We start from the raw sequence: 20,074 nt of genomic DNA on the forward strand, positions 1-20,074 counted from the left end.
GGTCTGCCGTTTACTTGCAGGCCGCCGGCGCGTTCGCGCCCGAGACGCCCTTGCAGAGCTCGTCCTTCTTGATCCAGCCGGCCTTGACGACCACGTCGAGGTTGTCGCGCGTGACCGGCACCGGCGTCAGCAGGCGCGAGGACAGCGAGACCTTCTTCGGGCCCGAGTTCCAGGTGCCGGCCTTCTCCACCGGCTTGCCCTGCGCCAGCGCCAGCGCGGCGCTCGCGGCCTCGCGGCCGAGCTCGCGCGAGTCCTTGAAGATGGTGGCGGTCTGCGTGCCCAGCGCGATGCGGTTGAGCGCCGCGAAGTCGGCGTCCTGGCCCGACACCGGCACGCCGCGCAGGCCCTTGGCCGTGAGCGCGGCCACCGCGCCGCCGGCCGTGCCGTCGTTGGCGGCCACCACGGCGTCGACCTTGTTGCCGTTCTTGGTGAGGATCTGCTCCATGTTCTTCTGCGCCACCTCGGGCTTCCAGCCCTCGGTGTACTCGTCGCCGACGATCTTGATGTCGCCCTTCTTGATCGACTCGGCCAGCACTTCCTGCTGGCCCGCGCGCAGGAAGTCGGCGTTCGGGTCGGCCGGCGAGCCCTTGATGATCACGTAGTTGCCCTTGGGCTTGACCTTGAGCACCTCGCGCGCCTCCATGCGGCCGACCTCGACGTTGTCGAAGGTGATGTAGAACACGCCGGGCGCCTCGATCAGGCGGTCGTAGGCCACCACGGGCACCTTCTGGCGCGTGGCCTTGTTCACCGCGGGCAGGATCGCGTCCTTGTCCATCGCCAGCACGATCAGCGCCTTCGCGCCCTTGGCCATCAGGCCCTCGATGTCGCCGAGCTGCTTCTCGGGCGAGCCGCCCGCATCGGCACTGATGTACTTGGCGCCGAGCTTCTCGAGCTGCGCCTTGATCGCGGCCTCGTCGGTCTTCCAGCGTTCTTCCTGGAAGTTGGACCAGCTCACGCCGACCACGGTCTGGGCCATGGCGCCCACGGCCGTCAGACCGAAAGCCATGGCGGCCAGGGTGTGTTTCAGTTGCATCGATGTCTCTCCAGTGTTGAGTCGCCCGGTGCAGGCGGCCTGTGCTTCGGGACCGGCGCGAGAAGGCCGGAACCCGCCCCATGCCACGCCTGTGGTTCGCCGCGGACTCGATTGAGAACCTTGGCGCTACTTAGTTTGGCTGGCGAACTAACTATCCCATCGCAGGCGCGGCGGGGGCATCGGGGAATTCCCCGAGCAGACCGGACGGACGGGGAAAAGGAGGCGCCCCGGCTCAGGGCGCGGGTGCGTTCGCCGGCGCGGGGGCCGGCCAGGCGACCTCGCTGGCCACGCGCGGCTTGCCCATGGGCGCGCCGGCCTTGCCGATGCGCACGGCCGCCATGTCGGCCTCGCTCGGGTACTGGTCCGAGAGCCAGTAGTCGAACACGCGGCGCGCGATCGGCGCGGCGGCGCCGGCGCCCCAGCCGGCGTTCTCGACGATCACGGCGAGCGCGATCTTGGGATCGTTGACCGGCGCGAAGGCCATGAACAGCGCGTGGTCGCGCTGGTGCTCCTCGAGCGCGCGCGCGTTGTACTTGGTGTTCTGCGCCTGCGTCACGGCCTGCGCCGTGCCGGTCTTGCCGGCCGCCTGGTAGCCCGCGCCCGCGAACACGCTGCGCGCGGTGCCGCTGGTGACCACGCTGGTCAGGCCCTCGCGGATGACGGCGATGTTGGCCGCCGTGAGGCCCAGGTTCACGCCCGGCGGCTGCGGCAGCGGCACCACCTGGCCGCTGACGGTGTCGCGCGTGGCGAGCGCGAGGTGCGGCTTGTGCTTGATGCCGCCGTTGGCCACGATCGCGGTGGCCTGCGCGAGCTGCAGCATGGTGAAGGTGTTGTAGCCCTGGCCGATGCCCAGCGAGATGGTCTCGCCCGCGTACCACTTCTTCTGCTCGGGCCGCTTGTAGGTGTTGCGCTTCCACTCGGTGCTCGGCAGCACGCCGCGCACCTCGCCGCCGAGGTCGATGCCGGTGATCTGGCCGAAGCCCAGCGGCTTCATGAAGTCGTGGATCAGGTCCACGCCCATCTCGTTGGCCAGCGAGTAGTAGTAGATGTTGCTCGACAGCTGGATCGAGCGGCGCATGTCGACGCCGCCCAAGTTGCCCTCGGGGCTGCCGAAGCGGTGGCCGCCGAAGTTGAAGTAGCCGGGGTCGTTGACCACCACGCTGGCGCCGCGCTTGCCGGTCTGCAGCGCGGCCAGCGCCATGAAGGGCTTGTAGGTGGAGCCGGGCGGGTAGGTGCCGCGCAGCGCGCGGTTGAGCAGCGGCTTGTCGATCGACTCGGTCAGCGCCTGCCAGCTCTCGGTGTCGATGCCCTCGACGAACAGGTTGGGGTCGAAGGTGGGCTTGCTCACGAAGGCCAGCACCTCGCCGGTCTTGGGGTCGATGGCCACCAGCGCACCGCGCCGGTCGCCGTACATCTCCTCGACCAGCTTCTGCAACTTGATGTCGATCGACAGCATGACGGTGTTGCCCGGCGTGGCCGGATGGCTCGCGAGCCGGCGCACCGCGCGGCCGCCGGCCGAGGTCTCCATCTGCTCGACGCCGGTCTGGCCGTGCAGCGTCTTCTCGTAGCTCTGCTCGATGCCGAGCTTGCCGATGTAGTCGGTGCCCTTGTAGTTGGCCTGCTCTTCCTCGTCCCAGTCCTCCATCGCGATCTTCTCGCGCTGGTTGATGCGGCCGATGTAGCCGAGCACGTGCGAGCCGAGCTCGCCCTGCGGATAGTTGCGGAACAGCCGCGCCTTGATCTCCACCCCCGGAAAGCGGTAGCGCTGGGCCGCGAAGCGCGCGACCTCCTCGTCGCTCAGGCGGGTGCGGATCGGGATCGAGTCGAAGCTGCGCGAGTCCTCGCGCAGGCGCTTGAAGCGGCGCCGGTCGCGCGGCGAGACCTCGACCACCTGCGTGAGGTCGTCGATGGTCTGCTCGACGTCGCCCACCTTCGAGGGCGTGATCTCGAGCGTGTAGGCCGAGTAGTTGGAGGCCAGGATGATGCCGTTGCGGTCGAGGATCAGCCCGCGGTTGGGCACCACCGGCACCACCGCCGTGCGGTTGCTCTCGGCCTGCTCGGCCAGGTCCTCGTGGCGCGTGACCTGCAGGTAGATCAGCCGCGACGACAGCAGCCCGAAGGCGAACAGCACCGTGAGGCCGATCACGATCACGCGGCGCTTGAAGCGCGCGAGGTCGGCGGCGACGTTGCGGATTTCGGTCATGGGCGGCGAACGGTCAATGGATGAGCTTAGGCTTCATGCGGTGCCGAGGCAACCGGCACGAAGTCCACCGTGGCGCCGAGCGCGCGCAGGCTGCGCAGGTCGGCCTCCAGATGAGTTTGGAAACCGCTGCACAGTTCCAGCGGCAGTGCCTCGAGCAGCGCGAGCGCGCGTGCCGGCGCGACACCGAGCAGCCGCACCACGCATTGCGCGACCTCGACGCGGCGCGGCCCCGCGTCGCGCAGCAGCAGCGCGCCGCGCGTCCAGTGCGCGGGGTCGACCGGCGCGGACGACCCTTCGTCCTCGTCGGGCGCGTCCATCGCCTCGGCGAGGTTGGCGCGGATCTCGCGCCAGGGCTCGCCTTCGGTGCCGGGTTCGCGCTCGATGCGCGCGAGCATCGCGCCCGGGTCGTCGCCCAGCGCCGCCAGCGCGCGCAGCAGCGCACCGAAGCCCTCGATCGACGCGGCCACGGGCGACGGCGTCCAGCGGCCGGCCGAGGCCGGCGCCCACCAGACCGGATAGCCCGCGTCGGCCTCGCGCAGATCGATGAAGTAGGGATCGCGAAAGTAGTTGGCCGCCACCGCGAGCCAGGCGGGATGCCACTGGCCCGGCGCCTCGCCGCTCAGGTCCTCGCCGGTGTGGCCGTGCGAGCGGTAGCCGACCTGGAAGGCCTCGATGCCGCCGGGCTCGGGATACCACTGCGGCAGCCCGAGGTCGCCGACCACGAGGGCGGCATCCACGAAGGCCCGCACGGACGGCGGCAGGGAAGGCCCGGCGACGGACATGCTCACAAGGGACGGTTTTCGTCGGGCTCGGGCGTGCGTCGCTGCGGCGCCAGCAGCACGAAGGTGGCCAGCGGCCACAGCGCGGCCTCGACCGCCGGCGAGATCAGCACCGACCAGCCCGGGAACACCCCGCCGCCGAGGATGCGCGTGACGATCTCGATCAGCTGCGACAACGCGAACAGCGGCAGCACCTGCAGCGCCTGCGACAGCACCGGATACCAGAGCAGGCGGCGGTGGATGGTGATCGCGAAGAAGCCCAGCGTGGTGTAGGACAGCGCATGCTGGCCGAGCATCGAGGCCTGGTGCACGTCCATCAGCAGGCCGAAGACGAAGGCGGCGCCGATGCCCACGCGCATCGGCTGGTGCACGCCCCAGAACACGATCGCCAGCGCGAGCAGGTCGGGCATCCAGGCGGCGCGGCCGATCGGCACCATGTTGATCAGCAGGGCCACCACCAGGCTGCCCCACATGAACACGGGGCTGACGGGCAGCAACAGCTGCTGCTGGCCGGGTCGCTTGATCATCGCGCGGCCTCCGCGGGTTTCTTGGCAGCGGCGGCGGCGCCGTTCTTCTCGGATGCCTTCTCCGCGCCCTTGACGGCCGCGCCCGCCTTGCCCTCGGCCTTCTTCGGGCGCGGTGCCGGCGCGGCCGCGGCCGCCGGCGGCGGTGCCGAGGGCGCGCCCGTGGGCTGCAGCACCAGCACGTAGCGCGCGGCCGTCACGTGCGCGAGCGGCACGCAGTAGATGCGCGCGAAGGCCGAGTCGGCGCGGCGCTCGATGCGCTCGATCTTCGCCACCGGCAGGCCGGCCGGATAGATGCCGTCGACGCCGCTGGTCGACAGCAGGTCGCCCTCTTGGAGGTCGGCGTTGGCGGCCATGAAGCGCAGCTCGAGCCCGCCGCCATGCGCCGAGGCATCGCCGAAGGCCACGCTGCGCACGCCGGTGCGGGTGTTCTGCACGGGAATGGAGAGGTCGCGGTCGATCACCAGCGTGACCTCGCTCGTGAAGGGCTGAACCGCCGTCACCTGGCCGAGCACGCCCTGCGCGTCGATCACCGGCGAGCCCGGCGCCACGCCCTGGGCCAGGCCCTGGTCGATGACGATCTTGCGCGTGTAGGGGTCGGCCGCGTCGTACAGCACCTCGGCCGCGCGGCCCGGCGTCTGCTGCAGCTGGCGCAGCTCGAGCAGCGCGCGCAGCCGCGCGTTGTCCTGCGCCAGCGTGTCGGCCTGGCTCGCGCGCTCGGCCTGCAGCATCAGCGCCTTGCGCGCGTCGGCCTCGTTCTTCTGCGCGGTCTGCAGGTCCTCGAGGTAGCCGCCGGCGCCCACCACGAACTGTACGGGCTTGAGCGCCACCCATTGCACCGGGTAGAGCACGGCCGCGATGGCCTGGCGCACCGGCTGCACGATGTGGAAGCGGGCGTCGGCCACCATCAGGAAAAGCGCGAGCGTGCTGAAGAAGATCAGCTTGCTCAGCGCCGATGGCCCCTGGTTGAACAGGGGTGGCGCGGTGCGGTCGAGCGTGCCCAGGGGCATGGGATCAGGTCGGGTGCTGCGGCATCAGATGACAAAAGGCCGGCCCGCGCAAGCGGGGGCCGGCCGATGGAGGCGGCGCTGCATTCACTCGCTCGTGAAGATGCTTCCCAGCCGGTCCATGCGCTCGAGGGCGATGCCGCAGCCGCGCACCACGCAGGTCAGCGGGTCCTCGGCGACCAGCACCGGCAGGCCGGTTTCCTCGGCCAGCAGGCGATCGAGGTCGCGCAGCAGCGCGCCGCCGCCGGTGAGCATCATGCCGCGCTCGGCGATGTCGGCGCCGAGTTCGGGCGGGGTCTGCTCGAGCGCGTTCTTGACGGCCGAGACGATGTTGTTGAGCGGGTCGGTCAGGGCTTCCAGCACTTCGTTGCTGCTGATGGTGAAGCTGCGCGGCACGCCCTCGGAGAGGTTGCGGCCCTTGACTTCCATTTCCTTGACCTCGGAGCCCGGGAAGGCCGAGCCGATGCTCTTCTTGATGACCTCGGCCGTGGGCTCGCCGATCAGCATGCCGTAGTTGCGGCGGATGTAGTTGATGATGGCCTCGTCGAAGCGGTCGCCGCCGACGCGCACCGAGCCCTTGTAGACCATGCCGCCGAGGCTGATGACGCCCACCTCGGTGGTGCCGCCGCCGATGTCGACCACCATCGAGCCCGAGGCTTCGCTCACGGGCAGGCCGGCGCCGATGGCCGCGGCCATGGGTTCTTCGATCAGGTAGACCGAGGTCGCGCCCGCGGCCTCGGCCGCGTCCTTGATGGCGCGGCGCTCGACCTGGGTGGAACCGCAGGGCACGCAGATGATGATGCGCGGGCTCGGCGTGAGCAGCGTGCGCGGGTGCACCATCTTGATGAACTGCTTGATCATCTGCTCGGTGATCACGAAGTCGGCGATCACGCCGTCCTTCATCGGGCGGATGGCTTCGATGTTGCCCGGCACCTTGCCGAGCATGGCCTTGGCTTCGCGGCCGACGGCCTGGATCACCTTCTTGCCATGAGGACCGCCTTCGTGGCGGATGGCGACGACCGACGGTTCGTCCAGCACGATGCCCTTGTTGCGGGCGAAGATGAGCGTGTTGGCGGTGCCTAGGTCGATCGCGAGGTCGGTGGAGAAATACCGACGGAAAGCTCCAAACATGTGCGGAATCCTCTGGAGCACGGGCTGCGCATCGGCAGAACGTCGCTCACTCTATGGGTGTTTTGGGGGTGCTGGAAGGGTGAATTTGATCGTTTTTGCAGCAAAAGCCGGCGCGTTCGCGGGGGTTGCGGCAAAGGCGGGATAATACCCGAATCCCCTCTGAATCCCGTGTTGGCGGCCCTTGCGGCGCGCTATTTACCTCCGGTTTTTCGGCCGGTTCCACCATGTCCCTTTCCGCTTCCGATATCGTCCGCATCGCCTCCCTGGCGCGGCTGCAGCTCGCCCCCGACGAAAGCGAGCGCATGCTCAGCCAGCTCAACGGCTTTTTCGACGTGGTCGAGCGCATGCGCTCGGTCGACACCACCGGCGTCGAGCCCCTGGCCCACCCCGTGGCCGCCATCGAGGACATCGTCCTGCGCCTGCGCGAGGACGTCGTGAGCGAACCCGACAACCGCGAGGCCAACCAGCGCAGCGCCCCCGCCGTCGAAGCCGGCCTGTTCCTCGTGCCCAAGGTGATCGAATGAGCGGCGCCAAGGACCTGCACCAACTCGGGGTGGCCGCGCTCGCGAAGGCGCTGGCCGGACGCGAAGTCTCGGCCGTCGAGGCCGCGCAGCACTTTCTCGGCCGCATGAAGGCGCACCAGGCGCTCGGCAGCTTCGTCGAAGTGAACGAGGACGCCACGCTGGCCCAGGCCCGCGCGGCCGACGCGTCGATCGCGGCCGGCAACGCCCCGGCGCTGGCCGGCGTGCCGATCGCGCACAAGGACATCTTCGCCACCACCGACTTCGCCACCACCGCCGGCTCGAAGATGCTCGCGGGCTACCGCTCGCCCTTCGACGCCACCGTGGTGCGCCGCCTCGCCGAGGCCGGCACCGTCACGCTCGGCAAGCTCAGCTGCGACGAGTTCGCGATGGGCTCGGCCAACGAGAACGTGGCCGTGCCCGCCGTCGGCCACGACCAGGCCGTGCCGGTGCGCAACCCCTGGAACCTCGAGCGCATCCCGGGCGGCTCCTCGGGCGCCAGCGCGGCCGCCGTGGCCGCGCGCCTCGCGCCGGCCGCCACCGGCACCGACACCGGCGGCTCGATCCGCCAGCCGGCCTCGTTCTGCGGCGTGACCGGCATCAAGCCCACCTACGGCCGCGCCTCGCGCTACGGCATGGTGGCCTTCGCCTCCAGCCTCGACCAGGCCGGCCCGATGGCCCGCTCGGCCGAGGACTGCGCGCTGCTGCTGTCGGCCTTCTGCGGCCCCGACCTCGACCGCGACTCGACCTCGCTCGACCGCCCGGCCGAGAACTTCGGCCGCACCTTGCACGACTCGCTCGAGGGCCTGCGCATCGGCGTGCCGAAGGAGTTCTTCGGCGAGGGCGTGGCGCCCGGCGTGCGCGCCGCCATCGATGCAGCGCTGTTGCAATACGAGAAGCTCGGCGCGAAGCGCGTCGAGGTCTCGCTGCCGCGCACCGAGCTGTCGATCCCCGTCTACTACATCATTGCCGCGGCCGAGGCCTCGAGCAACCTGAGCCGCTTCGACGGCGTGAAGTTCGGCCACCGCGCCAAGGACTTCGTCGACCCGGCCAGCAAGAAAACCGCGCTCACGCAGATGTACGAGCGCACGCGCGCCGAAGGCTTCGGCGACGAGGTCAAGCGCCGCATCATGATCGGCACCTACGTGCTCTCGCACGGCTACTACGACGCCTACTACCTGCAGGCGCAGAAGGTGCGCCGCATGATCGCCGACGACTTCCAGCAGGCCTTCGCGCAGTGCGACGTGATCGCCGGCCCCGCCGCGCCGACCACCGCCTGGAAGATCGGCGAGCACGGCGACGACCCCGTGGCCGACTACCTGGCAGACATCTTCACCTTGCCGGCCTCGCTGGCCGGCCTGCCCGGCATGAGCCTGCCGGTGGGCTTCGACGGCGGCATGCCCGTGGGCCTGCAGCTGATCGGCAACTACTTCGGCGAAGCGAAGCTGCTCAACGCGGCGCACCGCTTCCAGCAGGCCACCGACTGGCACGCGCGCACGCCGGAGGGCTTCTGACATGAGCGAGACAGTGAACACCTTCGAAGCACAGCAACAGGGCCGCCCGACCGGCCCGCTGGTGCGCGGCTATGAAGTCATCATCGGCTTCGAGACCCACGCCCAGCTCTCGACCGCGAGCAAGATCTTCAGCCGCGCCTCCACGGCCTTCGGCGCCGAGCCCAACACGCAGGCCTGCGCGGTCGACCTCGCGCTGCCCGGCACCCTGCCCGTGATGAACAAGGGCGCCGTCGAACGCGCGATCCGGCTCGGCCTCGCGCTCGGCTCGCACATCGCGCCGCGCAGCGTGTTCGCGCGCAAGAACTACTTCTACCCCGACCTGCCCAAGGGCTACCAGATCAGCCAGTTCGAGATCCCGGTCGTGCAGGGCGGCTCGGTGAGCTTCTTCGTCGGCCCTTCGACAGGCTCAGGACAGGCTGAAGAGCAGAAGACCGTGCGCCTGGTGCGCGCCCACCTGGAAGAGGACGCGGGCAAGTCGCTGCACGAGGACTTCGTGGGCCAGAGCGGCATCGACCTGAACCGCGCCGGCACGCCGCTGCTCGAGATCGTGACCGAACCCGACATGCGCTCCACCGCCGAGGCCGTGGCCTATGCGAAGGAGCTGCACAAGATCGTGACCTGGATCGGCATCTGCGACGGCAACATGCAGGAAGGCAGCTTCCGCTGCGACGCCAACGTCTCGGTGCGCCGCCCCGGCGAGAAGCTCGGCACGCGCCGCGAGATCAAGAACCTGAACAGCTTCAAGTTCATGCAGCAGGCGATCGACTACGAGATCAGCTGGCAGATCGACACGCTCGAGGACGGCGGCAAGATCGAGCAGGCCACGGTGCTGTTCAATCCCGACACCGGCGAGACGCGCGCGATGCGCGCCAAGGAGGACTCGGCCGACTACCGCTACTTCCCCGATCCCGACCTGCCGCCGCTGGTGATCGCCGCCGACTGGATCGAGCGCGTGAAGGCCGAGATGCCCGAGCTGCCGCGCGTGATGGCCGAGCGCTACGTGCGCGACCATGGCCTGTCGGCCTACGACGCCGCGCAGCTCACGCAGGGCCCCGCGCTCGCGCGCTACTTCGACGACGCGGTGAAGGCCGGCGCCACGCCCAAGCTCGCGAGCAACTGGATCACCGGCGAGATCGCGCGCCGCCTCAATGCCCAGGAGATCGGCATCGAGGCCGCGCCGGTCAGCGCGGCGCAGCTCGGCCAGCTCGTGAAGCGCATCGCCGACGGCACCTTGCCGAACAACGCCGCGCGCCAGGTCTTCGAGGCGCTGTGGACCGGCGAAGGCAGCGACGTCGACGCGATCATCGAGGCCAAGGACCTGAAGCCGATGAACGACGCCGGCGCGCTCGACGCGATCCTCGACGAGGTGATCGCGAAGAATGCGAAGAACGTCGAGGAGTACCGCGGCGGCAAGGAGAAGGCGCTCAACGGCCTCGTGGGCCAGGTCATGAAGGCCAGCGGCGGCAAGGCCAACCCGGCGCAGGTCACGGAGCTGCTGAAGGCCAGGCTGGCCTGAGCCGGGGCTTCGGCCCGGCACGACGGTGAAGCGGGCCCCGCGCGGGCCGCTTCACCGTTTTTTCTTTTGGGGGATGCCGCTCAGCGCGAGGTGGTCGCGGTCTCGCCCGACCACAGCTGCTTGAGCCGCACGCGTTCCTCGTCGAAGCGCGCGTTGACGCGCTTCTTCTCGTCTTCCTGCTCGCCGATGAAGCGGTTCTGCACCGCCGCGCTCTTGGTGTTGTCGTCGAGCCGGCGCCGCAGCACGCCCGGTGCCTTGCTCGCGTCGCCCTTGTAGAACTCGAGCTCCTCGTCGATCTTCTTGCGGTCGTCGGCCAGTTCCGACAGCCGCTTCCTCGCCGCCTGGATCACCGCGTCGACCTGCACCAGCGCCTCGCCGCGCTCGCGCTCGTGGGCGGCGGCGTTCGGATAGCGGATCAGCAGCGCGCGCTCGCGCCGGCGCTCGTCGGCGATGCGCGCGGCCTGTACCGCGGCCTCGCGCGCGCGGTCCTCGCGTTCGGCCTGCTCGCGCGCCGTGTAGGTGGGCTCGAGCCGGCGCCGCGTCATGCCGCTCGGGCTCAGCTCGCGCTGCTCGCGGTCGGCGCATTCGGCGATCGGCCGGTCGGCGGTCAGGGTGCGACCCTTGGCATCGACGCACGAATAGATGCCCGCGGCGCTGGGCACCCCGGGCACGCCCTTCTGCGCCTGGGCCAGCGCCAGCGTGCAGCCGGCGGCGAGCACCGCGGCCAGCGCGGCACGGGCGTTTCCGATGGCGCGGAATCGGCTGTGGCCGGGGCGGCGCGGCAGGCGGTGCATCGGGCGTGTCCTTCAGTGGGCGCCGTAGCGCGTGCGGTAGGCGAGCACGCGCTCGCGGTGGGTGCCGAGGTCGGCGGCCGCGCCGCCCGAGAGGTAGCTCAGCAGGTCGTCGAGGGTGGCGATCGCCACCACCTGCAGGCCCAGCTGGTTGCGCACGTACTGCACGGCGCTGTGGTCCACGTCGACGCCGTTCTCGGTGGCCTTCTCCTGCCGGTCGAGCGCGATCGCCACCGCGTGCGGCACGGCGCCCGCGGCCTGGATCGCGGCGATCGACTCGCGCACCGCGGTGCCCGCGGACATCACGTCGTCGACGATCAGCACCCGGCCCTGGAGCGGCGCGCCGACCAGGTTGCCGCCCTCGCCGTGCGCCTTGGCTTCCTTGCGGTTGTAGGCGAAGGGCACGTTGCGCCCGCGCCGCGCGAGCTCGGCCGCCACTGTGGCGCCCAGCGGGATGCCCTTGTAGGCCGGGCCGAAGATCATGTCGAACTCGAGCCCGCTCTCGATCAGGCGGTCTGCATAGAATCCCGCGAGCCGCGCGATCTTGGCGCCGTCGTCGAAGAGGCCAGAATTGAAGAAATAGGGACTCATGCGGCCGGCCTTGGTCTTGAACTCGCCGAAGCGCAACACGCCCGCGTCGAGCGCGAACTGGACGAAGTCCTGCGCCACCGCACTGCTTTTCTCACCATCTACAGCCATCGGAATTCCTTGTGTTCAAACTGACCAGTCTCAATCTCAATGGCCTGCGTTCGGCCGCCACCAAGGGCGTTGCCGACTGGGTGGCCGAATTGGCGCCGGATTGTATTTGCATGCAGGAGATCCGGGTCCAGGCCAGCGACATCGAAGGCCGCTTCGAGGAGATGGCCGGCCTCAAGGGCCACTTCCATTTTGCCGAGAAGAAGGGCTACGCGGGCACCGCGATCTACACCAAACACGCGCCCAGCGAGGTGGTGGTGGGCTGGGGCGACGCCGAATTCGACGCCGAGGGCCGCTACCTCGAGCTGCGCTTCGACACCCCGAAGCGCAAGTTCTCGGTCATCAGCTGCTATTTCCCGAGCGGCAGCTCGGGCGAGGAGCGCCAGCAGGCCAAGTTCCGCTTCCTCAAGGGCTTCTTCCCGCACCTGGTGGCGCTGAAGAAGCAGCGCGAGTTCGTGCTGTGCGGCGACATCAACATCGCCCACAAGGAGATCGACCTCAAGAACTGGCGCGGCAACCAGAAGAACAGCGGCTTCCTGCCCGAGGAACGCGCCTGGATGACGAAGCTGCTCGACGCCGGCGCCGAGGGCGCGGGGCTGGTCGACGTCTACCGCATGCTCAAGCCCGACACCACCGGCGAGGCCTACACCTGGTGGAGCAACCGCGGCCAGGCCTATGCCAACAACGTGGGATGGCGGCTCGACTACCACCTCGCCACGCCGAAGACCGCCGCGCTGGCGCGCACCGAGCAGATCTTCAAGACCATCAAGTTCAGCGACCACGCGCCGATCACGGTGGAGTACGACTTCACGCTCTAGGAAATCGGGAACGGACAGCCGTACGCAGAGGACGCGAAGGTTTCGCGAAGGACGCGAAAGAGCAGCCAAAAGGGTGTGGATTGCACGCTTGTGGCGGTTGCGCCCCGAGGAGCCATGCAAGGCCGCTACCGTCGCAGATCGCGGCCCCTTTTTGAAGGTTTTCTTTCGCGCTCTTCGCGAAATCTTCGCGTCCTCTGCGTCCGACTGTGCGCTTTCAACCGCAGCATCGCCCGATCCGCCCCTCGCGGTACAGCGGCCCCAGGTCCTCCGCCAGCGCCCCCAGCGTGCGGCGCCATTGCGCATGCGAGGGGTCGGCCGCCAGCGCCGCGCGCATGCGCGCCAGCAGCTCGGCGCGCAGCACGGGCTCGTCGATGCCCAGCACGCGCCCGCCATCGACCGCGAGCCGCCCGCCGACCAGCACCTTCGCCACATGGCGGCCGCTGGCGCGCGCGAGCACCAGCTCGAGCGGATCGATGTCGTCGAACAGCGCATCGTCGTCGAGCGCCTCGAGGTCCAGCAGCACCAGGTCGGCCGGGGCGCCGGTCGCGATGCGGCCGCCCGATACCAGCGCGCCGCCCACGCTGCGCGGGCCGTGGCCGGCCGCGAAGGACCAGAGCTGGGCCGGGGTCATGGCGCGCTCGTAGCCCCAGCCGCGGTGCAGCGCATAGGCCAGGCGCATCTCGCGCAGCGCATCGTCGTCCTCGTCGAAGGCCATGCCGTCCAGCCCCATGGCCACGCGGCAGCCCTGGCGCAGCATCTCGGCCAGCGGTGCGATGCCCGACTGGAGGCCGAGGTTCGAGCTGGTGTTGACGGCGATGGTGGCGCCGCGCTCGGCGATCAGCGCGAGCTCGTCGGGCCGCGCCCAGGTGCAGTGGGCGAGCGTGAGACGCGGGCTCAAGAGGCCGATCGCATCGAGGAAGCGCACGATGCCGCCCGGATGATGGGCATCGGCCCAGTCGCGCTGGTAGCGCGTCTCGAGCAGGTGCATGTGGACCGGCCGGCCGGTGTCGGCCGAGGCGCGCGCGATGGCCTCGAGCAGCGGCGTGCCGCACCACTGGACCGCGGTCGGGCCGTACTGCACGGTGACGTGCGCGCCCAGACCCTCCTCCTCGACCATGCGCGCCACCGCGTCGACCAGCGCGAACTGGCGCGCGGGCTCGACGGGCTGCACCGCGAGGCGCCGCGCGACCGCGTCGCGGATGCCGGGGCGCAGCAGGGCCAGCACGGCGGCATCGTCGTCGTAGGCGATGCCGTGGCGGTCGCGCATGGCGACCGCGAAGCCGATGCGCACGCCGACGTCGCGCGCGGCACGCGCCACCGCCCGCGCCTCGTCGACATAGTCCATGCCACCCTGCACGCGCGTGTAGTGGACCATCAGGTTCGTCACGCCATGGCGCAGCGAGCGCGCGAACGAGGTGGCGGCGCAGAGGTACGGATCCATGCCCGGCACCGTGCCCAGGAAGGGCAGCCAGCTCTCGAGCGGCTGGCCGAAGGCGCCGAGCGTGGCGCTGCGGAAGGTGCGCGCATGGTCGTGCGCGTTGGCCAGCGCCGGCAGCGCGAGAAGCCGCGGCGCGGGGCCGGCGGCATCGCGCGGCGCGATCGCGCCGAAGCGTTCGCCCTCGAGCGCGATGCGCATGACGGCCTGCGCGGGCCGCAGGCCCGGCTCGGCCAGCAGCCAGGCGCAATCGATGGCGTCGGAATGCGGGGCGAGGCTCATGCCAGGCCTCAGCTCGCCACCGCCCGGCGCGCGGCCGCGGGCGGCAGGAAGCGCCGGTCGAACACCTCGCCGGGCGCGGGCGCGCGCGGCAACTCGAAGGCGGTGCGCAGCTGCGCGATGGCGCGGCCCATGCGCGCGTCGTCGACATCGCCGATGCCGGCCTGCGCGACCGCGGGCGTCAGCATCACGGTGCGCAGCGTGTAGAGCAGGCGCCGCTTCTCGAGCGCGGCATCGAGCAGCGGCTCGCGCTTCGCGAGCGCGGCGATGGCCGCGTCGGGGTCGGCGATGGTGTCGAGCACCGCGCGGTGGATCGCGCGCACCAGCCCGGCCACGGCCTCGGGCCTGTCGCGCTGCAGCGCGCGCGACACCATCACGCCGTTGCCGTAGAGGTCCACGCCATGGTCGGCGTAGTGGAACCAGCGGATGTCGCGGTCGGGGTCGACGCCCTGCGCCACCAGGTTCATGTAGCTCGTGACCGAGAACACGGCCGAGCCGTCGACATGGTCCTTGAGCAGCATCTGCTCCTGCAGGTTGGGCGCCATGCCGGTCCACTGCACTTTGGCGGGATCGATGCCCGCGCGCGCCGCGATCACCGGGAACATGCGCGCCGCGGCGCCGCCGGCCGGACTGCCGAGCGTGCGGCCCTCGAGGTCCTTGAGCGTCTTGATCGGTTCCGACGCCTTCACGATCAGCGCGAAGGGCGCGCGGTCGTAAAGCATGTAGACCATCACGGGCGCGTCGGCCGGCCGCGTGGCGGCGTTCTGCACGATGGCGTTCATGTCGCCGAAGGCCGCCTGGTAGGCGCCGTTCATCACCTTGGTGACGGCGGCCGCCGAGCCGTCGCCCTGGTCGATGCTCACGGCCAGCTTCTCGGCCGCGAAGTAGCCGCGGTCCTGCGCGAGGTAGTACCAGGCATGGATGCCCTGCAGCTTCCAGTCGAGCACGAACTTGATCGGCGTGGGCGCCTGCGCGAAGGCACGCGGCGCGCCGAGCGCGGCCGCCAGCGCGGGCAGTGCCGCGAGCGCGCCGCGGCGCGAGAGGGTTTGCAGCATGGGAACTCCTTGGTCTTGCGTGAAGTTCAGGCGGCCTCGAAGAGCACGTCCTGCGCGCCCTCCCACAGCACCCGCCGGCCGAGTTCGCGCAACTGCTCGAGCCCCTCGACGATGCTCAGGAAGTGGTTGCCCGCGAGCGGGCCCATGCGGCTCGAGAAGCTGCAGGCGCCATAGGCCAGGATGATCTCGGTCTCGCTGTAGCCGCCCGGATAGAACAGGATGTCGCCCACCGAGGGATGGCTGGTGTGGTTCTCGAAGCCCACGCCGAGCTGGAAGTCGCCCAGCGGCACCCAGCAGCCCTCGCCGCTCCAGCGCACGTGGATCAGCTTCTGCCTGTATGGCAAGAGCTTCGAGAACGCGGCCACGGTGAGCGGCGCGTCGGGATGGGTCTGGGCCACGAAGCGCAGGTCGCCCGCGGTGATGAGGATGCGTGTGGAAGTCATGTCGGTCTCGTCGTGGGGGAGTCAGGCCATGGCCATGTCGGTCTTGCGCTGGGCCCAGCCCGTCATGCGCCGTTCGACGAGGGCCGACACCGCATACAGCAGCACGCCCATCGCCGCGAGCAGGAACAGGCCCGCGAACACCATCGGCACGTCGAAGTTGCCGCTGGCGATCATCATCACGGTGCCGATGCCCTTGTTGGACGCCACGGTCTCGCTGAGCACCGTGCCCACGAAGGCCAACGTGATCGCGATCTTGAGCGAGGCGAACAGGTAGGGCAGCGTGCGCGGCAGGCCCACGTTCCAGAGGATGTCGCGCTTGCGCGCGCCGAGCACGCGCAGCACGTCCTCGAGCTCGGGCTCGGTGCTCGCGAGGCCGGTGGCCACGTTGACCACCACCGGGAAGATGCTGATCACCATCGAGGTCAGGATCGCGGGCACGGTGCCGGCCCCGAACCACACCACGAACAGCGGCACCACCGCCACCTTCGGAATGCTCGAGAAGCCCACCAGCAGCGGATAGGTCACGTCGTAGGCCAGCTTCGAGGAGCCGATGGCCACGCCGATCAATACGCCCGCGGCCACGCCCAGCACGAAGCCCGCGAGCGTGGTGTAGAGCGTCTGCACGGTGTGCGGCCACAAGAGCGGCATCTTCTCGAGCAGCACATGGGCGATCTGGCTCGGCCGCGGCAGCACGAGGTCGGAGATGCCGCCGGCCAGGCAGGCCAGCTCCCACAGCACGAAGAAGCCGAGCAGCGCGCCGGTCGACAACAGGCGCTGGCGCAGCACGGGGGAGATCGCGCTCATGCCGCCACCTCCGCCACCAGCGGTTCGGCCGCCGCGGCCTCGGGCACCGCGTCGCCACCGCGGCGCGCCTGCGCGATGCGCATGCGCAGCTGCTGCACCAGCGCCGCGAACTCGCTCGCATAGCTGCTCTCGAGCGTGCGCGGCCGCGCGAAGCCGACGTCGCGCGTCTCGAGGATGCGGCCCGGCCGCGCGCTCATCACGCAGATGCGGTTGGCCAGGTAGGCCGACTCGCGCAGGTCGTGCGTCACCAGCAGCACCGTGGGCCGGCGCGCGATCCACAGCGACTGCATGATGTCCCACAGCTCCTCGCGCGTGAACTGGTCGAGCGCGCCGAAGGGCTCGTCGAGCAGCAGCAGCTCGGGCTCATGCACCAGCGCGCGGCACAGCGAGGCGCGCTGCAGCATGCCGCCCGAGAGCTGCCAGGGCCGCTTGTCGCCGAAGCCCTTCAGGCCGACCTGGGCCAGCAGCGCGTCGGCGCGCTCGGCGTACTCGCCGCGTTTCTTGCGCCGGTAGTCCTGGCGAAACGGCTCGACGATCTTCAGCGGGATCATCACGTTCTCGCGGATCGTGAGCCAGGGCAGCATGGTCGGGTTCTGGAACGCGAGGCCGATGCGCAGCCGCGGCGCGGCCGAGGCATGGCTGCCCGCGGGCGTGCGCACGCCCACGGCGCCCACCTCGCGCCCGCCCGCGATCACCGCGCCGGCGCTGGGCCGCAGCAGCCCGGCCACCAGCTTGAGGATGGTCGACTTGCCGCAGCCGCTGGGGCCGACCAGCGCGACGAAGTCGCCCTTGTCGATGCCCAGCGTGGTGTGGTCCAGCGCGATGGTGCCGCCGCCGTAGCGCAGCATCACGTCCGACAGTTGGATGAAGGCTCGTTCCATGGTCGCTTTCAGGAAGAAGGAGAGGACGCGTGCGCGTCCTCGACGCGCACGATCGCGGCCACCGGACCGCCGCCCGCGGGCCCCTGGTGCTCCGCGCCGCCCGAGACATAGAGCGCGGTGTGGCCGGCCAGCGAGGCCAGCACGCCGCCGACCACCGCGCGCGCATGGCGCGTGGCGTGGATGTCGGAGTCGTTGAGCATGGTGTGGCGCTCGCCGCGCACGCGGCCGTCGGGGCTGGCCTCGGCCTTGGCGAGCAGGTTCACGAGCCGGCGCGAGACGGCCTGTGCATCGCGCTCGGCATCGAGGCCGAAGGCATCGCGCAGCAGCGCGCGCACGCTGTGGCCGTCGATCGCGTCGCGCATCACGCCATGGGCGATGCGCAGCGCCGAGGCGCTGGCGCGCGCCTCGCCGAGCACGATGACCACGTTGCCCTCGAGCTCGATGCCGGCCGAGGCCGAGGCGCGCGCCGAGTAGGCGCTCCAGTCGGCCAGCACGCTGGCGTCGCCGATATCGGCACGCGCCACCTCGCCGAGCGCGACCGCCACGCCGAGCGCCGAGGCGCCGCGCGAGTAGCCCATCGACTCGTAGCTGTCGTGCGTGACCGGCGCGGCACCGCGCGCGAGCGCGGCCGCCACCTTGGCCGAGGTCAAGAGCGGGCACTTGACCTGCACGAAGTGCACGTCGTGCGTGCCGTCGATGCCCGCGTCGCGCATCGCCGCGGCCACGGCCTCGGCGGTGGCGTCGATCTGCGCGGCGCGGCCCATCTCCTCGGGCAGGAAGTCGCGCGTGTGCGCCACGCCCACCACCAGCCGCTTCTCGCCATGCGCCGGCGCTGCCTCTTCGCGCCAGCGCCGCGCGAACACGGTGAAGTGCGGCGAGAGCACGCCCTCGGTGCCGCCCGACATCACGAGCGCCACCTGGCGGTGCACGGCCTCGGGCGTGCAGCCGAGCGCGCCCGCGAGCAGCTGGCACCAGGCCGCGGAGGCGTACTCGCGCGTGAAGTCGTTGACGCAGCCGTTGCCCTCGGTCTTGCCCATCACCGCGACGATCTCGGACGGCACGAGCTCGCCCGCCTCGATCAGTGCCCGCGCGCCGCGCAGGTCGCCGGGCCCGCTGCACGCGATGCGCCAGACGCGCACCTCCTGGATGCGAGTACCGCTCATGCCGCGTTCCAGTCGATCTCGCCCACCGGCACCGCATTCGCGGGCACGCCCGGCGGCGTCTCGAGGATCGCGCTGCTGTAGTGCTCGGTGTTGCGCGGCCTGGCCACCGGCATGCGCTGCACGCTTTTCACCGAGCGGCCCCAGCCCGCGGCCTCGGCCACCAGCCGGCCGTCGCGCATCACGAAGCGCCCGCGCAGCAGGGTGTGCAGCGGATAGCCGCGCACCGCGCGACCGTTCCACGGCGAGATCTTGCTGATGCTCTGCAGCTTGTTCTGCGACAGCACGCCCGCGCGGTTCATGTCGACGAAGGCGATGTCGGCATGCGCGCCCGGCGCGATCACGCCCTTGGTGCCGTACAGGCCCCAGGCCTTGGCCGGGTTGACCGAGCTCCAGCGCACGTAGTCCATCAGCGAGGCGCGGCCGCGGTTGACCTCGGTCAGCATCAGCGGCATCTGCGTCTCCACGCCCGGGAAGCCGCAGTCGCAGTCCCAGATGCTCTCGCGCGTCTTCTCCTCGGGCGCGTGCGGCGCGTGGTCGGTGGCGATCATGTCGAGCGTGCCGTCGAGCAGCGCGTCCCACAGCGGCTGGTTGTGGCGCGGCTCGCGGATCGGCGGGTTCAGCCGCATCACGCCGCCGAGCGTGCGCATGTGGTCGGTGTTGAGCAGCAGGTACTGCGGGCAGGTCTCGGCCGTCACGTCGACGCCGCGCGCGCGCGCCGCGCGCAGCAGGTAGAGCGAATCGGCCGCGCTGTGGTGCGCGATGTGCACGCGCGCGCCGGTCCATTCGGCCAGGGTGAGCACGCGGCCGATGGCCTCGATCTCGGCCACCGCGGGCCGCGCCGCCAGGTGCGCCATCGCGTCGATGCGCCCGGCCGCCTGCATCTTCTTCTGGCGCCGGAACAGGATCGAGGAGTTCTCGGCATGCACCACGGTGCGGATGCCCAGCGGCGCGAGCTTCTCGAAGCCCTCGAGCAGCGCGCCGTCGGTGGGCGCGGGCAGGTTGCCGAAGGTGTTGCCGACGAAGGCCTTGAAGCTGGTCACGCCGGCCTCGAGCAGTTCCTCGAGCCGCTCGACGGTGTCGTCGCCGAGCAGGCCGTGGATGCCGAAGTCCACGTACGAGGACTCGGCAGCCTTCTGCTTCAAGCGCAGCGCCTCGACGGTGCCGGTCGGCGGGTTGGTGTTGGGCATCTCGAACACGGTGGTCACGCCGCCGAGCGCCGCGGCCGCCGAGCCGGTCTTCCAGGTCTCCTTGTTCGGATAGCCGGGATCGCGGAAATGCACGTGGCTGTCGATGGCGCCCGGCAACAGGTGCAGGCCGTCGGCGCGCATCTCCTCGCGCGCGCTCGGCATGGTGTCGTCGTGGCCCACGGCCACGATGCGCTCGCCGGCGATCGCGACGGCGGCTTCGAAGATGCGGTCCGGCGACACCACCTGGGCGCCGCGGATGACGAGGTCGACTTCCTTCATGGTTCGTTCCTCGCG

Annotated in this window: 19 protein-coding genes; 4 read left to right on the forward strand and 15 right to left on the reverse strand. The window is 70.6% G+C overall.

Translation table 11 applies throughout. The features are described from left to right. Positions 1 to 10 precede the first annotated feature (10 nt). The 6 genes from xylF to ACHMXE_RS41790 form a co-directional block, all read right to left on the reverse strand. Positions 11 to 1,033 (reverse strand): D-xylose ABC transporter substrate-binding protein, encoded by a 1,023-nt coding sequence (gene xylF / locus ACHMXE_RS41765; protein WP_209540488.1) that lies wholly within the window; start codon positions 1,031 to 1,033, stop codon positions 11 to 13. A 232-nt stretch (positions 1,034 to 1,265) separates the two neighbouring features. Then, positions 1,266 to 3,236: a penicillin-binding protein 2 gene (mrdA, locus tag ACHMXE_RS41770; RefSeq protein WP_093344095.1), complete on the reverse strand. Its 1,971-nt coding sequence runs from the start codon at positions 3,234 to 3,236 to the stop codon at positions 1,266 to 1,268. Between the two features lie 26 nt (positions 3,237 to 3,262). Beyond that, the gene (locus ACHMXE_RS41775; protein ID WP_395349338.1) at positions 3,263 to 3,985 is read right to left on the reverse strand and encodes a hypothetical protein; all 723 of its coding nucleotides are present in this window, start codon (positions 3,983 to 3,985) and stop codon (positions 3,263 to 3,265) included. Between the two features lie 35 nt (positions 3,986 to 4,020). Further along, positions 4,021 to 4,542: a rod shape-determining protein MreD gene (mreD, locus tag ACHMXE_RS41780; protein ID WP_093344091.1), complete on the reverse strand. Its 522-nt coding sequence runs from the start codon at positions 4,540 to 4,542 to the stop codon at positions 4,021 to 4,023. Continuing rightward, on the reverse strand, positions 4,539 to 5,549 hold the full coding sequence (gene mreC / locus ACHMXE_RS41785; RefSeq protein ID WP_203203790.1) for a rod shape-determining protein MreC: 1,011 nt from the start codon (positions 5,547 to 5,549) through the stop codon (positions 4,539 to 4,541). The genes mreD and mreC overlap by 4 nt, the downstream gene beginning before the upstream one ends. Before the next feature lie 84 nt (positions 5,550 to 5,633). Further along, positions 5,634 to 6,677 carry a rod shape-determining protein gene (locus ACHMXE_RS41790; protein WP_057591261.1) on the reverse strand — a complete coding sequence of 348 codons (1,044 nt, stop codon included), beginning with the start codon at positions 6,675 to 6,677 and terminating at the stop codon, positions 5,634 to 5,636. A 224-nt stretch (positions 6,678 to 6,901) separates the two neighbouring features. On the opposite strand from ACHMXE_RS41790, the gene gatC reads away from it, so the two are divergent. Genes gatC through gatB form a run of 3 tightly spaced genes read left to right on the forward strand, consistent with a single transcriptional unit; the run spans position 6,902 to position 10,228 of the window. Beyond that, the gene (gene gatC, locus ACHMXE_RS41795) at positions 6,902 to 7,201 is read left to right on the forward strand and encodes an Asp-tRNA(Asn)/Glu-tRNA(Gln) amidotransferase subunit GatC (RefSeq protein ID WP_203203789.1); all 300 of its coding nucleotides are present in this window, start codon (positions 6,902 to 6,904) and stop codon (positions 7,199 to 7,201) included. Further along, positions 7,198 to 8,712: an Asp-tRNA(Asn)/Glu-tRNA(Gln) amidotransferase subunit GatA gene (gene gatA, locus ACHMXE_RS41800; RefSeq protein ID WP_395349340.1), complete on the forward strand. Its 1,515-nt coding sequence runs from the start codon at positions 7,198 to 7,200 to the stop codon at positions 8,710 to 8,712. Before gatC ends, gatA begins: the two co-directional genes overlap by 4 nt. A 1-nt stretch (position 8,713) precedes the next feature. Then, entirely contained in the window at positions 8,714 to 10,228 is a 1,515-nt protein-coding gene (gatB, locus tag ACHMXE_RS41805; protein WP_395349341.1) for an Asp-tRNA(Asn)/Glu-tRNA(Gln) amidotransferase subunit GatB, read from the forward strand. A gap of 80 nt (positions 10,229 to 10,308) precedes the next feature. Here the strand turns inward: gatB and ACHMXE_RS41810 are convergent, their stop codons facing one another. After that, positions 10,309 to 11,022 carry a DUF4124 domain-containing protein gene (locus ACHMXE_RS41810; RefSeq protein WP_209540482.1) on the reverse strand — a complete coding sequence of 238 codons (714 nt, stop codon included), beginning with the start codon at positions 11,020 to 11,022 and terminating at the stop codon, positions 10,309 to 10,311. A 12-nt stretch (positions 11,023 to 11,034) separates the two neighbouring features. Next, positions 11,035 to 11,718, reverse strand: a complete 684-nt coding sequence (gene pyrE / locus ACHMXE_RS41815; RefSeq protein ID WP_296774656.1) for an orotate phosphoribosyltransferase — start codon at positions 11,716 to 11,718, stop codon at positions 11,035 to 11,037. 11 nt (positions 11,719 to 11,729) lie between these two features. On the opposite strand from pyrE, the gene ACHMXE_RS41820 reads away from it, so the two are divergent. Continuing rightward, positions 11,730 to 12,533 (forward strand): exodeoxyribonuclease III, encoded by an 804-nt coding sequence (locus ACHMXE_RS41820; RefSeq protein WP_395349342.1) that lies wholly within the window; start codon positions 11,730 to 11,732, stop codon positions 12,531 to 12,533. Between the two features lie 214 nt (positions 12,534 to 12,747). On the opposite strand, the gene ACHMXE_RS41825 is transcribed toward ACHMXE_RS41820, so the two are convergent. Genes ACHMXE_RS41825 through allB form a run of 7 tightly spaced genes read right to left on the reverse strand, consistent with a single transcriptional unit; the run spans position 12,748 to position 20,059 of the window. Then, positions 12,748 to 14,250 (reverse strand): amidohydrolase family protein, encoded by a 1,503-nt coding sequence (locus ACHMXE_RS41825; RefSeq protein WP_395349343.1) that lies wholly within the window; start codon positions 14,248 to 14,250, stop codon positions 12,748 to 12,750. Between the two features lie 8 nt (positions 14,251 to 14,258). Next, positions 14,259 to 15,302, reverse strand: coding sequence for an ABC transporter substrate-binding protein (locus ACHMXE_RS41830; RefSeq protein WP_395349344.1), 1,044 nt, complete (start codon positions 15,300 to 15,302; stop codon positions 14,259 to 14,261). A 26-nt stretch (positions 15,303 to 15,328) separates the two neighbouring features. After that, positions 15,329 to 15,745 (reverse strand): DUF3830 family protein, encoded by a 417-nt coding sequence (locus ACHMXE_RS41835; protein ID WP_395349345.1) that lies wholly within the window; start codon positions 15,743 to 15,745, stop codon positions 15,329 to 15,331. Between the two features lie 21 nt (positions 15,746 to 15,766). Further along, the gene (locus tag ACHMXE_RS41840) at positions 15,767 to 16,549 is read right to left on the reverse strand and encodes an ABC transporter permease (RefSeq protein ID WP_395349346.1); all 783 of its coding nucleotides are present in this window, start codon (positions 16,547 to 16,549) and stop codon (positions 15,767 to 15,769) included. Then, complete coding sequence (locus tag ACHMXE_RS41845) at positions 16,546 to 17,430, reverse strand: ABC transporter ATP-binding protein (protein WP_395349347.1); 885 nt, start codon at positions 17,428 to 17,430, stop codon at positions 16,546 to 16,548. The genes ACHMXE_RS41840 and ACHMXE_RS41845 overlap by 4 nt, the downstream gene beginning before the upstream one ends. A gap of 8 nt (positions 17,431 to 17,438) precedes the next feature. Beyond that, complete coding sequence (locus tag ACHMXE_RS41850) at positions 17,439 to 18,593, reverse strand: ring-opening amidohydrolase (protein WP_395349348.1); 1,155 nt, start codon at positions 18,591 to 18,593, stop codon at positions 17,439 to 17,441. Beyond that, positions 18,590 to 20,059 (reverse strand): allantoinase AllB, encoded by a 1,470-nt coding sequence (gene allB / locus ACHMXE_RS41855; RefSeq protein WP_395349349.1) that lies wholly within the window; start codon positions 20,057 to 20,059, stop codon positions 18,590 to 18,592. Before allB ends, ACHMXE_RS41850 begins: the two co-directional genes overlap by 4 nt. Positions 20,060 to 20,074 lie beyond the last annotated feature (15 nt).

The sequence above is a fragment of the Variovorax sp. UC122_21 genome, from assembly GCF_044056785.1.
Taxonomy (GTDB): Bacteria; Pseudomonadota; Gammaproteobacteria; order Burkholderiales; family Burkholderiaceae_C; genus Variovorax.

Excerpts from the sequence above, each read along its gene's own strand:
- ACHMXE_RS41845 (WP_395349347.1), bottom strand. The coding sequence starts at position 17,430 with ATGGAACGAGCCTTCATCCAACTGTCGGACGTGATGCTGCGCTACGGC.
- ACHMXE_RS41835 (WP_395349345.1), bottom strand. The coding sequence starts at position 15,745 with ATGACTTCCACACGCATCCTCATCACCGCGGGCGACCTGCGCTTCGTG.
- xylF (WP_209540488.1), bottom strand. The coding sequence starts at position 1,033 with ATGCAACTGAAACACACCCTGGCCGCCATGGCTTTCGGTCTGACGGCC.
- mreD (WP_093344091.1), bottom strand. The coding sequence starts at position 4,542 with ATGATCAAGCGACCCGGCCAGCAGCAGCTGTTGCTGCCCGTCAGCCCC.
- ACHMXE_RS41825 (WP_395349343.1), bottom strand. The coding sequence starts at position 14,250 with ATGAGCCTCGCCCCGCATTCCGACGCCATCGATTGCGCCTGGCTGCTG.
- ACHMXE_RS41840 (WP_395349346.1), bottom strand. The coding sequence starts at position 16,549 with ATGAGCGCGATCTCCCCCGTGCTGCGCCAGCGCCTGTTGTCGACCGGC.
- mrdA (WP_093344095.1), bottom strand. The coding sequence starts at position 3,236 with ATGACCGAAATCCGCAACGTCGCCGCCGACCTCGCGCGCTTCAAGCGC.
- gatC (WP_203203789.1), top strand. The coding sequence starts at position 6,902 with ATGTCCCTTTCCGCTTCCGATATCGTCCGCATCGCCTCCCTGGCGCGG.
- ACHMXE_RS41790 (WP_057591261.1), bottom strand. The coding sequence starts at position 6,677 with ATGTTTGGAGCTTTCCGTCGGTATTTCTCCACCGACCTCGCGATCGAC.
- ACHMXE_RS41850 (WP_395349348.1), bottom strand. The coding sequence starts at position 18,593 with ATGAGCGGTACTCGCATCCAGGAGGTGCGCGTCTGGCGCATCGCGTGC.
- ACHMXE_RS41830 (WP_395349344.1), bottom strand. The coding sequence starts at position 15,302 with ATGCTGCAAACCCTCTCGCGCCGCGGCGCGCTCGCGGCACTGCCCGCG.
- ACHMXE_RS41810 (WP_209540482.1), bottom strand. The coding sequence starts at position 11,022 with ATGCACCGCCTGCCGCGCCGCCCCGGCCACAGCCGATTCCGCGCCATC.
- pyrE (WP_296774656.1), bottom strand. The coding sequence starts at position 11,718 with ATGGCTGTAGATGGTGAGAAAAGCAGTGCGGTGGCGCAGGACTTCGTC.
- gatA (WP_395349340.1), top strand. The coding sequence starts at position 7,198 with ATGAGCGGCGCCAAGGACCTGCACCAACTCGGGGTGGCCGCGCTCGCG.
- mreC (WP_203203790.1), bottom strand. The coding sequence starts at position 5,549 with ATGCCCCTGGGCACGCTCGACCGCACCGCGCCACCCCTGTTCAACCAG.
- gatB (WP_395349341.1), top strand. The coding sequence starts at position 8,714 with ATGAGCGAGACAGTGAACACCTTCGAAGCACAGCAACAGGGCCGCCCG.
- allB (WP_395349349.1), bottom strand. The coding sequence starts at position 20,059 with ATGAAGGAAGTCGACCTCGTCATCCGCGGCGCCCAGGTGGTGTCGCCG.